This window comes from Empedobacter sp. UBA3475 (genome assembly GCF_002378465.1).
GTDB lineage: Bacteria > Bacteroidota > Bacteroidia > Flavobacteriales > Weeksellaceae > Empedobacter > Empedobacter falsenii_B.
In genome coordinates, this window is sequence record NZ_DFRA01000002.1 from 60,063 (window position 1) to 76,376 (window position 16,314).

9 protein-coding genes are annotated in these 16,314 nt (G+C 33.3%); 2 read left to right on the top strand and 7 right to left on the bottom strand.

Going from position 1 to position 16,314, the window contains the following annotated elements; genetic code table 11:
* Positions 1-86: 86 nt before the first annotated feature.
* Positions 87-2,828, top strand: coding sequence for a M16 family metallopeptidase (locus B3I31_RS00660; protein WP_291087367.1), 2,742 nt, complete (start codon positions 87-89; stop codon positions 2,826-2,828).
* Between the two features lie 218 nt (positions 2,829-3,046).
* Positions 3,047-4,063, top strand: a complete 1,017-nt coding sequence (locus B3I31_RS00665; protein ID WP_038331054.1) for a hypothetical protein — start codon at positions 3,047-3,049, stop codon at positions 4,061-4,063.
* Positions 4,064-4,136: 73 nt separating this feature from the next.
* On the opposite strand, the gene B3I31_RS00670 is transcribed toward B3I31_RS00665, so the two are convergent.
* The 7 genes from B3I31_RS00670 to B3I31_RS00700 all read right to left on the bottom strand — a co-directional run bounded on the left by B3I31_RS00670 (position 4,137) and on the right by B3I31_RS00700 (position 16,249).
* On the bottom strand, positions 4,137-5,738 hold the full coding sequence (locus B3I31_RS00670; RefSeq protein WP_291071912.1) for a class I SAM-dependent methyltransferase: 1,602 nt from the start codon (positions 5,736-5,738) through the stop codon (positions 4,137-4,139).
* A gap of 127 nt (positions 5,739-5,865) precedes the next feature.
* Complete coding sequence (locus tag B3I31_RS00675; RefSeq protein ID WP_280050766.1) at positions 5,866-6,477, bottom strand: PepSY-like domain-containing protein; 612 nt, start codon at positions 6,475-6,477, stop codon at positions 5,866-5,868.
* 79 nt (positions 6,478-6,556) lie between these two features.
* Positions 6,557-7,945, bottom strand: coding sequence for an alpha-amylase family glycosyl hydrolase (locus B3I31_RS00680; RefSeq protein ID WP_286495094.1), 1,389 nt, complete (start codon positions 7,943-7,945; stop codon positions 6,557-6,559).
* 25 nt (positions 7,946-7,970) lie between these two features.
* The gene (locus B3I31_RS00685; protein ID WP_291071909.1) at positions 7,971-9,626 is read right to left on the bottom strand and encodes an alpha-amylase family glycosyl hydrolase; all 1,656 of its coding nucleotides are present in this window, start codon (positions 9,624-9,626) and stop codon (positions 7,971-7,973) included.
* Positions 9,627-9,695: 69 nt separating this feature from the next.
* Positions 9,696-11,864 carry a glycoside hydrolase family 97 protein gene (locus B3I31_RS00690; protein WP_221853992.1) on the bottom strand — a complete coding sequence of 723 codons (2,169 nt, stop codon included), beginning with the start codon at positions 11,862-11,864 and terminating at the stop codon, positions 9,696-9,698.
* Between the two features lie 315 nt (positions 11,865-12,179).
* A complete protein-coding gene (locus tag B3I31_RS00695) occupies positions 12,180-14,285 on the bottom strand; it encodes a glycoside hydrolase family 97 protein (protein ID WP_219033777.1) in 2,106 nt (701 codons plus the stop codon).
* Positions 14,286-14,392: 107 nt separating this feature from the next.
* Positions 14,393-16,249, bottom strand: a complete 1,857-nt coding sequence (locus B3I31_RS00700) for a glycoside hydrolase family 13 protein (RefSeq protein ID WP_291047710.1) — start codon at positions 16,247-16,249, stop codon at positions 14,393-14,395.
* Positions 16,250-16,314 lie beyond the last annotated feature (65 nt).

Genomic DNA, 16,314 nt, shown 5'->3' on the forward strand with positions numbered 1-16,314 from the left:
GATTTGTAACTTACACCATACAATTTGCGTCTAACGAATAGATTATAGAATTGTATCATCCAATTAATAACTATAAAAATAAATACATGAAAAAAACTTTACTGAGTATATGTCTGGTTTTTGCCTTTGCAAATTCACCATACTTAATGGCTCAAACGAAATCTGGAAACGCAACTTTTGTGACGCAAGTAGAAGGAATTAAGGAATACAAACTACCAAATGGATTACAAGTTTTATTAGTCTCTGATCAATCGCAAAGTAATGTTGTAGTAAATATTGTTTACAATGTTGGTTCTAAACACGAAGGTTACGGTGAAAAAGGAATGGCGCATTTGTTAGAACATATGTTGTTTAAATCAACAAAAAACTTAGGTGATATCAAGAAAATGTTATCTGACAAAGGTGGACGTGCAAATGGAACGACATATTATGATCGTACAAATTATTACGAAGTTTTCCCATCAAGCGACGAAAATTTACGTTGGAGTTTGGAAATGGAAGCTGATCGTATGATTAATGCAACCATTAAACAAGAAGATTTGGACAAAGAATTTTCGGTTGTACGTAATGAATTTGAAATTGGTGAAAATGATCCGTCAAGTGTTTTAATGGAACGCGTTATTTCTGCTGGCTATTTATGGCACAATTACGGAAAATCTACAATTGGATCTAAAGAAGATATTGAGCGTGTAAAAACACCACAGTTGCGCAAATTCTACGAAAAATATTATCAACCAGATAATGCAACCTTAATTATTGCTGGAAAATTTGACGAGAAAAAAACGATGGAATATGTGAATCAGTATTTTGCTTCAATTCCAAAACCAACTCGTGTTTTAGACGAAGTTTTAACAGTTGAACCAGCGCAAGATGGTGAAAAATTTGTTGAAGTAAAACGTGCAGGAGATTCCCAATCGGTTGGTGTTATGTATCACGTTGCAGCATATAGCGATAAAGATTATGCAGCAATTGATGTTTTAAATAATATTTTAACTTCAGATCCTTCGGGATATTTGTACAAATCTTTAGTTGACACACACAAAATTGCTTCAATTTGGGCGTATAGTCCAGAAGTTCGTGATGCAAGTTTCTTCTATATCGGAACTGAAATTCCAAAAGAGAAAAACATCGAACAAACGAAAAATGATATTCGTGCAGAATTAGACAAAGTTGCTACAATTAATTATACTGATCAAGATGTACAACGTGCGAAAGCAAGTATTGTGAAAAACATCGAAAATCAAAAAAATAATACGATTAATTATGCCATTGGTTTAACAGAAATTGTTGGTGCGGGTGATTATCGTTTAGGTTTCTTATACCGCGATAATATCGAAAAAGTAACCAAAGAAGATGTAAAACGTGTAGCTGAAAAATATTTTAAAGCGAATAATAGAACAGTTGGAACTTTTATTCCGACAAAAGATGAAATTCGTGTAAAACCAGCTGAATTAACGAATATACAGATTACAGAATTAGTTTCGAATTACAAAGGTCGTGCAGTTGAGAAAGAAGCAAAACCATTTGAAGCTTCAATCAAAAACTTAAAAGCTCATTATGCAGAAGGAAAATTGAACAATGGTCTAAAATATGGAATCATCGACAAAGAAATTAAAGGTGAAAAAGTAATTCTTTCATTTAATTTACCTGTTTCGAATGAAAAAGATTTGGCAAACAAAGGAATGATCGGTCAATTAACGGCTGAATTGTTAATGTCTGGAACGAAGAATTTAACAAAAGAACAAATCAAAGATCAATTAGATGCTTTAAAATCTTCGGTTGGATTTAGATTTGGAGGACAAAATTTATCTGTAACAATTAATACGTACAAAAATTCATTAGACAAAACAATGGATATCGTGCGTCAAATCATTACAGAACCAACTTTTCCTGAAGCTGAATTAGCAAAATCTGTAAATGAATACACAACATATTTAGATGCAAATACAAACGATCCGCAAGCATTAGCCTTCAACGAAATTAGTCGTTTAACATCTAATTATCCTAAATCTTCTATTTTTTATACAGCTTCTTTTGCTGAAACAAAAGATGATTTAAAGAAAATCAAACAAGCTGATTTAGTTGATTTTTATAAAAATATTTTAGGTGCACAAAATGGTGTTGTTTCTATTATTGGAACAAATGACAAAGCGAAAGTTGAAAAATTATTAAACGATACTTTTGGTAAATGGAATAGCAAATCGAAGTACGAAAAAGCGTATCCAACTTTTACAGCAACGAAAAAAGAGGATAAACTTTATAACATTCCAGACAAAGAAAATGCTGCTGCAGTTGGATCAATTAACTTCAAAATGAATCGTGAAAGTGCTGATTACGCCGCAATGGTTATGGCAAATGAAATGATTGGAAGTGGAGGATTTTTATCTGCTCGTATTCCAATGCGATTAAGAGAAAAAGAAGGAATCAGCTATGGTGCAGGTTCATATGTTTCGATTCCAAACGATCCTAAAAACGATGTAGCTTCTTGGGGATATTATGCATTTTTAAACCCTACAAAACGTGAAGCAGTTGAAAAAGCATTGAAAGAAGAAGTTGCAAAAGCATTGAAAGATGGTTTCACAGCGGACGAATTGAAAACAAATATTGTAAGTTGGAAATACGGTCGTACAACTTCTTTGGGAACTGACGGAACTTTGTTAGGCTTATCGAATGGTTATTTATTGAATGGAATTACGTTTGATGAATTTGATAATTTAGAGAAAAAAGTAGATGCTCTTAATGTAAACCAAGTAAACGAGGTTTTCAAAAAGTACATTTCTTTAGATAAATTAACTTCTGTTTACACAGGAACTTTTGATAAAAAGTAAATACAATTCATATTAATTAAAAAAAAGCTTCAGAATAATCTGAAGCTTTTTTTATGATTTATTTAGAATAAGAATCTGCATAATTATTCATTTTCGGTCTAAAATGTGAAAAAATTTGTTAAAAAATCCTCATTTTAACATCATACTAAGTTTTTGGCATCATAATTTCTTAACACTAAAAACAATAAAAAAACAATTAACCTTAAATAATAGTTCATATGCAAGGATTAGAAGAAAACAATCAACCAACAAACAAAGGAAAAAATGGTTTAGTAGTTCCTTTGGCATTAGTCGGAATATTATTAGCAGGAAGTGTAGGATATAATATTTATCAAGCAAATCAGATCGGAAATCTTGAAAAAAATGAATCTTTAAATTCTCAAATCCTTAAAAACGAAACAGGTCAAAAGGATCAAATTCGTAAACAATATGATTCGATTTTAAACGACTATACACAATATAAAGCACGCATCGAAGATCGTAACAATTTATTGAGCGATAAAGAAAATATGATTCAGTTAAAGAATCAAGATATTCAAGAAATTTTAGATAAAGACAATCCAACTGCAGAGGAAATGAATCGTGCTCGTAAAATGATTAACGATTTAGAAGGAAGTGTAAAAAATTACAAATCTGAAGTTGCTCGTTTACAAAAAGAAAATGCAATTCTTGTACGTAGCGTTGACGAATTAAATAATAAAAATTCTGCTTTAACAACAGACAACAACAATTTAAGAGAAAACAATAAAGAGTTAACATATAACTACGAAACAGAAAAAAGTGTTCGTCAAAAAGACAATGCAATTTCGAAAGGAAAGATCAATGAATTAAGTTCAACTTTATCTGTTTCTAATCAACAAATCAAAGGAATTCGTGTAAGAAATAGCGGAAAAGAAGTTGAAAAAACACGTGCAAAACGTATTGATAAAATTCGTGTTTCTTTTGATGTAGATCGTAATTCGAGAACAGAATCTGGAGACAAAAAATTATATGTTGCTATCTATAATCCTGACGGAACATTAGGAAGATATGGAAATGCGCAAGGCGGACAAATTGAATTGAGATCTGGAGATACAGTTAATTTCTCTGATGCAATCAACTTTAATTACACAAACGGACAAACAAAAAATATTACGTTTGATTGGGAAAACGAGGAATTCCAAAAAGGAGTTTACACGTTCAATGTTTACGAAAATGGATTTAAGATTAGTCAAGCAAAAATAACCCTAAACTAATTATTGACACAAGACTAACCAAGAAAGCTCAGCAATTGCTGAGCTTTTTTTGATTTAATATATCTTTTAAATATTATCGTTTCAAAAGATTGATACTAACAGTTGCCAATTCACTGTTTGGATATTTTTTGAACAATGTTTTATCTGGAACTAAACCAGTTTCTTGACAAATTCGATGAAAAACATCGACTTCTACAATATATTGATCCGAAAATCCATGCGTTGCATCATACGCTGTTGCAGGTGTATTTCCTAAATTCTCCGCCGTTAAATCTGGAGCAATCGTATGTAATTCGATCAATAACAAACCAAATTTATCTACATAAGGCGCCCATTTTTTGAGATGATTCAATAAATTTTGTTCCACATCATTATTTGACAATCGTTTTCCTCTAAACGCAAAAGCTCCTGTAGAAGCACTAATTCGATTTGTTTTGATATCTTCTACATCTTCCCAAATTCGATTATGATCTAAAAATGTTCTAATGTTTAATAAATCACTCAACTCTATTGAATAATCATTTTTCAAATCTGTTGCCAAACGATCTGGATCACCAATATCACCCCAAATCACTTTTGCCCAAATATCATTTTTAATTAAATTGGCACGCGTTACTTTCAGCGCTGCTTGATTATAATCTGCACCAACCAAAAAAAGTGGATATTCGTCGAGATGTTTTCCCCGTAAGGTTTGACGTTCTATCACATCATACAAATGTTGTAAAAGCGCTCCATTCCCGCATCCCATATCCAAAATTCCTTTCGGTTGCTCTTCTATTGGACGATTAAAAATATCTACAATAAACTCATCAATCACTTTGAAATAAGTGGAATGCGCTCCTCCACTACCCCAAACATTCATTTCGCGATTCACGTGTTGTTCATCTTCGCCTTCGGTAATTTCACGCAATTTTGTTGGCGAACCAAAAAGCAAATCATTCAACTTCGCGAACATTGGTAAATAAGAAACTGTAACACCATAAGATGTTGCACGGCGCGCAAAAAATAATCCTATTTCTGTGAATTTATAGTTTTTTTCGTGTTTTGTAAACCAACCTAATTCGGTTAATCGTTCCAATATTTTCTCGAAAGTTTGTGGGTTTTTGTGAAATTCATCTGGATTGAAAGAAGCTTCCATAAAGTATTTATGAAACAAACCACTCATTCCCATTCGCACAATAATTGGTCCAACTAAAACGCCTTCGATATGTTTGGTAATTTGATAATGCAAAGGTTTTTCAAGAAACTCTTCGTCGTCAGCAGTCATCAAATAAGTTTTATATTTATCAAATAATTTGATCCATTTTTTACAAAACTCATCCGAAAAATCATGTTGATTGATTACCTCATTTTCTGCCAAAAAAACAGCTAAATCATGGTAAATATCAATATTTGTAAATGCTCGATCCGAATATTTATTGGTTTGAATTTCGACATTATCTTTCGCATTGTCCACCGAATATTCTAACATATTCTGCGAAGCCAATACACGCAAAGCAACATTTAGATAACCTTCGTTTGCCTGAAATTCTTTTGTCAATTCTTCTAACTGTATAGTTTTGTGCTCGACAATGTAATGCAAAGCTCCTTTTTTAGCCAAAGCGCTTAATACCGGAGCCGTTACCAAACCATCGAGATGTCTAAAAATTAGCGATCTCAAATATTTTTTATCCATTTTGGTTGATTTTTTCTACTATAAATATATTGAAAATTGCGAAAAGTTGATGTGAAGGTTATTGTAAATTTTAAAAATCAGAAATAAAAAAAACCTCATCTATTGATAAGGTTTTTGATGTATGTGATTAATCAATTTTGATAAAATTACCATTCAAATCAAATTTCAAATCGACATTATTTTGTAACAATTCTACTTTTATTTCTTTATCTTTTGTATCCATTTCAATTGATTTCGCATCAATTTTAGGATATTTAGTTTGAAGATATTTTTGAATATTATCTGGGAAAAATTTAATCGGAATCGCTTTTCCTAGACCATTTTTCACCTCCTTCCAATCTCCATTATCTGTAAATTCTATTTTTGTTCCGTCTTTCAACTGAATATTATATGTTGTGATATTGCGTTCAACTTCTTTTATTGCATTCACGAACTCCATATTACCAAAGTTTTTCGAAACAAAATTTTGTGCATTAACAGGCAAATTATTTGCTGAAATAACGGTTTCATTCGGGTCAATATTTACTGTTTTTTGTTGACCATTATCTTGCAAAACCACATAGGTATTTGACGAAGTCGATGACTCTGGATGATTCGCAATATCACTCTCCAAAACAATTGGCTGTTCTGCAACTTCAGATTTATTTGTTACAACTTCTGTGTTTTCTGTTTTCTTCGATTCGCACGAAGATAAAACTAAACTTAAAATGGCGGCTGTTGATAAAATTATTTTTCTCATGATTTGGATTTTAAACGTTTATCAACAAGCATTATACCATAAAAAAAACTGGTTAAAAATTTAACCAGCTTTTAAGAAATTATTTTTTCTTCTGAACTAAAATCAGGTACTCCCAAGGTTTTAATTTCAGTTTTGTTGTTGCATCAAATGTGACATCTTCGTTGTTCATAAAGTTTTTATACACCCCATTAATTGGAACTATAATTTCTTTATTTGCTTTCGTAAAATTCGCAATAAAATAAGCTTCTGTCGTATTTTTATGACGTTTGAACGCTAAGATAGATTTATCATCAGATGTTTTCAAACGTTCGTAAGAAGCCGCTTTTTTCGCTCCATTAAATGCTTCATTTGTGATTTTAAGTTCTCCTAACTTTTCATAAACGCCACGCATTTTTGCTGTTGGATTACGATCAATAGAATCTTTGACAAAGAATTTTAAACGACGATTAAAATCTTCTTCTTGTCCATTATAAATCAATGGAATTCCAGGTAAAGTATACGTTAATGCAGCAAATGTTTCTACCGCATCACCCATTCTTTCGTATTCAGTTCCAGCCCAAGAATTTTCGTCATGATTTGATGTGAATAATAATTTGTAATCGTCCGCTTGCCATTTTTTCGGAATCGAATCCATGTACGCATCAATCGCAGAAACGTTTTTCTTACCTTTTGCAATATCATTCATGATATGATGAATTTCCCATCCGTAAGCGGCGTCAAATGCATTATTTGCTAATAAATCTGGTTTCTCCGTTTCAGCTAACATAAAAATTTCGCGACCATTTGCCAATTGCGGTTTTGCTTCATTCCAAAAATCTGTCGGAACTTCGTGCGCCATATCACAACGGAAACCATCAATTTTGAAATCATCTAACCAATATTTCATATCGGCAATCATCTGTTTGCGCATTTCTTTGTTATCGAAATTTAACGCCACAACATCCGACCAATCGTAAGGAGAATGCATTTTTCCGTTCTTATCTTGTTCATACCAATCAGGATGTTGTTTTACCCAAGGATGATCCCAAGCCGTGTGATTCGCAACCCAATCCAAAATCACATAGATTCCGTTTTTGTGCGCCTCATCAACTAATTTCTTAAAATCTTCGGCATTTCCAAATTCTGGATTGATTCCTCTATAATCTTTGATCGAATAATACGAACCTAAACCTTCTTTTCGATTTTCTTCTCCAATTGGGTAAATGGGCATAATCCAAAGGATTTTAACCCCTAATTTCTTGATATTCGAAATCTCTTTTGTAACCGCTGCAAAAGTTCCTTCTGGTGAAAACTGACGAACATTCACTTCATAAATCACAGAAGTTTCTGCCATATCAGCCGTAAAAGGCAAAATGCTTTGTTCTTTCCTTTCAGTTTTAACGTCTTCTGACTTTGTTTCTTTTTTGCTTTCACAACTTGTTAAAAACAAAGTTGTCATCAAGGTTAAACCAACTATTTTTTTTATCATTTTTCTTCTATTACTTCTCAAAAAACTAATTCACTTTTTCCAATAATACAATATTGGAAGTCGTATTCAATTCTAAATTTCCGTTCACAACTTTTCCAGAAAAACCTGAATAAGCATCGCGAACTTTGGTACCATCTTTCCAAACAGAACTTACATTAATTGTTTTTTTTTCAATTGGCATTTCCAAACCAATCACCACTTCGTCTGTCTTATATTTTCTTGTAAAAATATACGGAGAATTTTGCAAATCTGTTTGATTTCCTGCTCCAACCGCTGGATGATTTCGTCTAAATTGTCCTAATTTTTGGTAATGATTCAATAATGATTCCGTTTCTGAATTTGGTTTAATATCTTCCCAGTTCATATTCGAACGAAGATTTGCATCTCCATCAACACCTTCAATCTCTAACGGACGAGCCGTTTCGTCTCCATAATAAATTTGCGAAATCCCTGGCGCCAATAACAATCGAGTTCCTGCATCCCAAGTATTTTGACGATTTTTATCAAAAGGCGAACCGTCATCGTGCGAGGTAATGTAGCTCATCACAGACTTTCCTTTCATCTTATTTTGAAGAATATCATTGTATCGATCAAAAACAGTTTGATTAGATTCTTTTTGAGTTGAACGCAAATCGAAATTGATTAATGCATCAAATCCATTCTCGAAATAATTAACTGTTTTATCAGGAAAATTATATTGCTGACCATCATTAATCGAATATCCATAAACTTCTCCTAACAAGAAAAACTTATTTTGATCCAATACTTTTGTAGGATTATTCGTTTTATATTCTGCGAAAGCATCTTGACAAATTTCTTCGAATTTCTTCCAAACATTTTCTTCCGTATGTTTCACCGTATCGACACGATAACCATCAATTCCATACTTTCTAATATAATCTGAAAGCCATTTCATAATATAATATTTCGGTGCTTTTGGAAGATTATATTTCGCGAAAAAAGCATTCAATTCAGCAACTTCTTTGTCTAAACGACCTTCTTGCGACCATTTTGCTAACAATTGCGGGGGCAACATCACATCATTTTCTGATTCCGTTAAAATGTCTGGAAGATTTTTTACCAACGTACATTCAATCGTCGTTTTGTAAGACTCATAAGTACATTGTGGCGAAACACGAACCCAATCAGCAGGAAACACACCATCCGAATTTGTAACTGGACCTGTGTGATTAATCACCGCGTCCAACATAATACGAATGCCTTTCGCATGTGCTTTGTCTACTAATTCCTGTAACTCTTTTTCAGTTCCCCAGTTTTTATCAATCGACGTCCAATCTTTTGTCCAATAACCGTGAAATCCATATGTTTTTCCTTGTCCTTCATCAACATATCCATGAATTTGCTCCACAATCGGTGTCATCCAAATCGCATTAACTCCTAAATCTGAAAAATAATTATCTTCGATTTTATTGATTACCCCACGAAAATCTCCTCCTTCAAAACCTCTTAATTTAGATGTTTTAGCAGTTCTCCCGTAATTAACATCATTCTTTTTATCTCCATTCTCGAAACGATCGGTCAATAAAAAATAAATATTTGCACCATTCCAAACAAATAGTTGTTTTTCTGAATGATTTGTCTGCGTAGCTTGTGTTGTTGTTTTTGAACAAGAGCTTAAAAACAATGAAGCTATTCCTAACGTGAAAAGTATTTTTTTCATACTAAAAAGTTTTGAGTAGTAAGTTTTGAGTATTGAGTAACAAGTTTCTCAATACTCATCACTCATTACTTATTTAATTTCTTTGATACTAATTGCAAAACCTCCACCAGCTTGAGATGTTAAATCTAAAACAGATTTTGAATCAACCTTTTTTGTTTCAATTTTATAGGCTTGTGGATTTGTTTTGTAATGCGCATCTTTTGCATCTGCATAAATTTTCGCTTCGTATTTTTTTCCTTTATCTAAGAAATCTAATTTAATTTTTGTTGAACGAGGCGTTTCACCATTTACATTTCCAACAAACCAATTGTTCGAATTTTTATCTTTACGCGCAATTGTTAAATATCTTCCTGGTTCAGCTTCCAAATAATTAGAATCTTGCCAATCTACAGGCACATCTTTGATGAATTGAAATGCATCAGAAAATTGTTTGTAATGCTCGATAATATCAGCAGCCATTTGTAAAGGAGAATACATTGTCACGTATAAAGCCAACTGATTTGCAATCGTAGAATTAACGTGAGAATGATTGTTTGGATTTAATTTTTTCACATCCATTTCGAAAATACCAGGCGTGTAATCCATTGGTCCACCTAATAGACGTGTGAAAGGTAAAACCGTTACGTGATTTGGTTTAGAACCACCGAAAGCTTGGTATTCTGTTCCACGTGCAGATTCGTTTCCGATTAAATTTGGCCATGTACGCGCAACTCCTGTAGGACGAACCGCTTCGTGTGCGTTGACCATTATTTTATAATCAGCCGCTTTTTCGATTGCATATTGATAATGATTAATTGTATTTTGGCTGTAATGATAATCTCCACGAGGAACGATATCACCAACATATCCACTTTTTACAGATGTATAACCATTATCGTTCATGAATTTATATGCTTTATCCAAATGTCTTTCGTAATTACGAATTGATCCCGAAGTTTCGTGATGCATCATAATTTTTACACCTTTTGATTTTGCATATTCATTTAATGCTTTTACATCAAAATCTGGATAAGGCGTTACAAAATCGAACACATAATCTTTGTGATTTCCGAACCAATCTTCCCAACCTTCGTTCCAACCTTCTACCAATACCGCATCGAAACCATGTTTTGCAGCAAAGTCAATGTAATTTTTTACATTTTCGTTATTAGCCGCATGTTTTCCATTTGGTTTTGCGTTTTTATAATCCGTTATTCCTAATTGCACTGTAGAAAAATCGTCTGTATAAGCCCAAGAACCACGACCTGTAATCATTTCCCACCAAATACCTACATACTTCACTGGTTTGATCCATGAAGTATCTTCAATCTTTGATGGTTCATTTAAATTATATACTAATTGTGGCCCTTTAAACGCAATATCTGCCGCATTATCACTTGCAATAACTGTTCTCCAAGGTGTATTAAAAGGCGCTTGTAAATATCCTTTATCACCTAATGCATCAGGCGTTAACCACGATTCAAATACTAAATTTTTATCGTTTAAATTTAGATTCATTGCTGGATAATTGATTAAAGCTGCTTCATGAATGTTGATGTATAATCCATTCTCAGCTTTCATCATTAATGAAGTCTGAACTCCTGTTTTAGAAAATGATTTTTGTGATGCATTTCCAGTATAGGCTTGATCAAATAATCCTCTAATTTCTGATAACTTTGATTCTGTGTAATCATATTCTTGCGTATCATAGTCACCCGGAATCCACCATGTTTTGTGATCTCCTGCCATAGCAAATTGAGAATGCTCTTCTTTTATCACAAAATATTTTAAATTCTTTTGCTCAGGAAATTCGTAACGGAATCCTAAACCATCATCAAATAATCGGAATCTAATCACCATTTGACGATCTGTTTTCGGTTGAGAAACTGTAACTGCTAATTCGTTAAAATTATTTCTGATTTTAGCTACTTCTCCCCAAACTGGTGTCCACGTTTCATCAAAAGTTGAAGTCTTTGTATCTACGATTTGAAAACCAGATACAAAATTTGTAAATGCATTTTTATCTCCGACTTGATTTTCCCATTCAAAACTCATTTGATTGTTCGCTTTAAATTCGAATCCTAAAGTTGAAGGTTTGATGACATCTTTCCCTTTGTATTTTAATTGATACGTTGGTTTTCCATCTTTCGATAAAGAAAAATCTAATTTGAAATTTCCATTTGGTGATTTCAATTCTTGACCGTAAACGACGCTCATCATTGAAATTCCTAACGCTATAATTGATTTTAAGTGTTTCATTATAATTTGTTTATTTTTTATATCTATATTTTTTTGTCTTTTTGAGATTGCCGAAGAATTAATTCTCCAATATTCTTTTCTTGATAAAAAAGTATTCAAATTGTCAAGCTAAATTTATTTCAGCTTCTCATCATCTTTAATTTGATCCTGCACTTCGACTTCGCTCAGTGACCTATTCAAGATTACTTTAAATAACATTCTAAGCTTATCAAAGAAGCTTAAAAATACACTTCGACAAGCTCAGTGTGACAATTTATTAATGAGAATTGAAAGAAGTTCTACGTAAAACGTATCACGTAGAACTTAAAACATTTTCTACTTTATTGGAAAAATCGAAATTGCTGTTCCTCCACTCGCCGCTAAATTCAATTTCAGTTTTGATTTTGAATTTACTTTTACTTTTTTGATGTCGTATGCTTTTGGATTTTTATCCCAATGTGCATTTTTCGCATCTTGGTAAATTGTTGCTTCGTAAGTTACTCCAGGCGTTAAGAAATCTAATTTAATTTCAGTTTTTCGAGGATTTTCATCTGTAATCGCACCTACAAACCAATTCTCCCTTCCTTTTGCTTTACGCGCTACTGTTAAATAATCACCAGGCTCAGCTTCTAAGTATTTTGTATCGTCCCAATCCACTGCCACATCTTTGATGAATTGGAAAGCATCGGCATACTTCTCGTAGTTTTCTGGTAAATCGGCAGCCATTTGTAACGGAGAATATAACGTCACATATAAAGCCAATTGTTTCGCTAAAGTGGTATGCACTTTTGTATCACGACCAACATTATACACTTTCATTTCTGTTTCAAAAATACCAGGCGTATAATCCATAGGACCACCTAACTGACGTGTGAAGGGTAGAATGGTTTCGTGCGCTGGAGGATTTCCATAACTCCATGCATTAAACTCGTTTCCTCTCCCTGCCTCAGCAGCAATATAATTTGGATACGTACGGTGATAACCCGAAGGACGAGAACTCTCGTGTGTATTGACTAAAATTTTATTTTCAGCGAAACGCTCTACCGTCCAATTGAAATGATTGACCATTGTTTGTCCATCGTGATATTCTCCTCTTGGAATGATGCGACCAACATAACCTGTTTTTACTGCAGGATATTCGTAATGTTTCATTACCTCCATTGCACGGTCAAAACGACGTTCGTAGTTGGCTACTGAACCAGAAGTTTCGTGGTGCATAATCATTTTTACACCTTTTGATTTTGCATAAGCAGAAATTTCTTTGATATCGAAATCAGCATAAGGTGTTGTGAAATCGAAAACATCTTCTTTCCAGTTCCCATACCAATCTTCCCATCCTTCATTCCAACCTTCCACTAAAACTCCGTCGAATCCGTGTTTCGCTGCAAAGTCGATGTAACGTTTTGTATTTTCTGTAGTCGCTCCGTGAGGAAATTTAATTGCCTCCTGTCCGACTTGGTTTTGTGCGTTTTGAGTTCCTTGACGATCCCACGTTGATTTCCCAACGTGCATTTCCCACCAAATTCCGACATATTTCATTGGTTTAATCCAAGATGTATCTTCAATTTTTGACGGTTCATTTAAATTTAAAATCATTTGAGGACCTTTCCCTACGATATCTCGGGCATCATCTGATACCATTATTGTACGCCAAGGTGTGTTGAAAGGCGCTTGTAAATAAGCTAAATCTCCAATTGCGTTTGGTGCTAAATGCGATTTGAATTGATAGGAGTTTTTATCAAATTCTAAATGCATTACTGGATAATTAACCACTGCAGCTTCGAAAATATTTAAGTAAATATTATCCGAAGTTTTCATTTGTAATGGCGTTTGAACTGAATTTGGTTTCCCAATTGATTTCACTCCAATCCCATTATTCATATCAATTTTACTGTGATCGATTCCTGAAATCTTCGATTCGATGTATGTATATTCTTGTGTATCGAAATCACCAGGTAACCAAAATGTTTGATGATCTCCTGTTAAATTAAATTGTGTTTTTTCTTCTTTTACGACAAAGTAATTTAAGTTTTGTTGCTTCGGAAATTCATAGCGAAAAGCTACACCTTCATCAAAAACTCGAAACGTAACATTTACATTTCGGTTAGTAGAAGTTTGCGTTAATTGAAACGTACCTTCGTTATGAATATCTTTAATTTCTTTGTATTCTCCTAAAACAGGTTGCCAAGCATCATTTACTGATTTAGTCGTATAATTTGTAACTGTAAATCCGTTTTCTAAAGCTTCTGCATCTTTTAAAATGAAACCTAATGTTGAAGGTTTTACAATTTCTTTTCCTTTATAAGTTACCGAATACGATGGTTGACCATTAGCTGTTAATTCGAAGTTAACTTTTACTTCCTTTGATGGCGATTCAATGATTTGGGCATTTAATGCGCCTATGGCAAGTAAAGTAAATATAGTTGTTGTTAATTTTTTCATTTGCTTTTTACGTTGTACGTGATATGTTTTACGTTATACGATTTTGTTATTCTGAGCTTTTTAAGAATTATAAAAAACATTTCGACAAGCTCAGTGTGACAGTAATTCTATTTCATCAATTCAATAATCATCGAAGATTTTCCATCAATTGTGATTTCACCGTTTGGATGAATTGTGAAATCTTGATTCGATAAAATATCTTTTCCAGTATGATATCCTTTGATCGATTCTTCAAAACGATCCAATTGGAGGGTTTGCTTATCTAATTTATTATTTAAAATCACCATTACCGATTCGTTGTCATTGTATCGGAAATACACATAGACATCATTGATTGGTGCATAATGTTTGGTTTTACCGGAATGAATCACCTCTTTATTTTTACGCCAATTGAATACTTTCGCTGTAAAATCATAGAACGCTTTTTGCGTTGCTGTTCGTGAATTTGGATTAAATGCATTTTGTGTATCAGACTTCCAACCACCAAGAAAATCTTGACGAATTGCTGCATCTCCACCAGTATTTTTATCTCCAGCCATACCGATTTCAGTGCCGTAATAAATTTGTGGAATTCCACGAACCGTTCCGATTAAAGTCGTTGCTAGTTGATACGGCTTAATATCTCCTTTGTAGATTTCGTTCCAACGTTCGGTATCGTGATTTTCAAAAAAGACCAATAAATTATTGATGTCTGGATATAAGAAATCATTCGTGAATGATTCGTAGATTTTCACCAAACCTTTATCCCACGATTCTTCTTCCTGAAAAGCTTTCGTCATATTTGCATACAACGAAAAATCCATCACCGCTGGTAAATTCGAATTGTACCCCGCCATTTCACCGATTTTCGAATCTTTTTGCCAATACGATACATGAGCTGGCGAATGCATCCACGCCTCTCCTACTACATTTAGATTGGGATATTCATCTGTAATTGCTTTTACCCAAGTTGCCATTCCTTCTTTGTTATTGTAAGGATATGTATCTACACGTAAACCTCCTAATTCGGCATATTCTATCCACCAAATGGCATTTTGAGTGATGTACTTTAATACTAATGGATTTGCTTGATTGATGTCTGGCATCGTCGTATCGAACCAACCATTTAATGCGCCTATTTTATCAATCTCTGAAGCATTAGGATCAAATTGGGTTGTTGTTCTATAATTCGAACGACGGAATCCATTTTCTCCTTCTGGAAATGTATGGATCCAATCTTTTGAAGGTAAATCCTGAATCATCCAATGTGAGATTCCCCAGTGATTCGTGACATAATCTTGAATCAAATACATTCCACGTTGATTCAATTTCTGAGACAATTCACGGTATTCTTCGTTTGTCCCGTAACGACCATCAATTTTATATAAATCGGTTTGAGCATACCCGTGATACGAATATTCTTTTTCATTGTCTTCGTTTACTGGAGTTAACCAAACTGCAGTGGCTCCTAAATTTTGGATATAATCTAAGTTGTTGATAATTCCTCGTAAATCTCCTCCGTGACGACCACCTGGCAATTGACGATTAACTTTCTCACGCAATTCTTTTTTCGAATCATTGCTTTCATCTCCATTGGCGAAACGATCCGGCATAATTAAATACACCACATCTTTTGATGAAAACGATGAACGATTCGCTGAATTTGGTTGACGATCTTTTAACTCGTATGTATACGAATCAACGATTTTATTTTTGTTTTTGATGTTAATTTTGAATGATGATTTGTTTACTTCATTCGTATTAATCGTTACAAAAACATAATTTGGATTTTCAGTTTTCTGTAAATTTTGAATTTTTACATTATCCGATAATTCAATATTGTATTTACTAATATCTTTTCCATAAACCAGAATTTGAACTTCTGGATTTTTCATTCCTTTCCACCAAAACATTGGCTCTACTTTTTGAATCTGTGCAAAAGCAAATGTTGATAGGAAAGATGATAATAATAGTATTTTTTTCATGTGTTTTGTTTTTTAGATTCCTCCATTCTGCGGAATGACATTTACTTTATTGTCGTTAATGAACT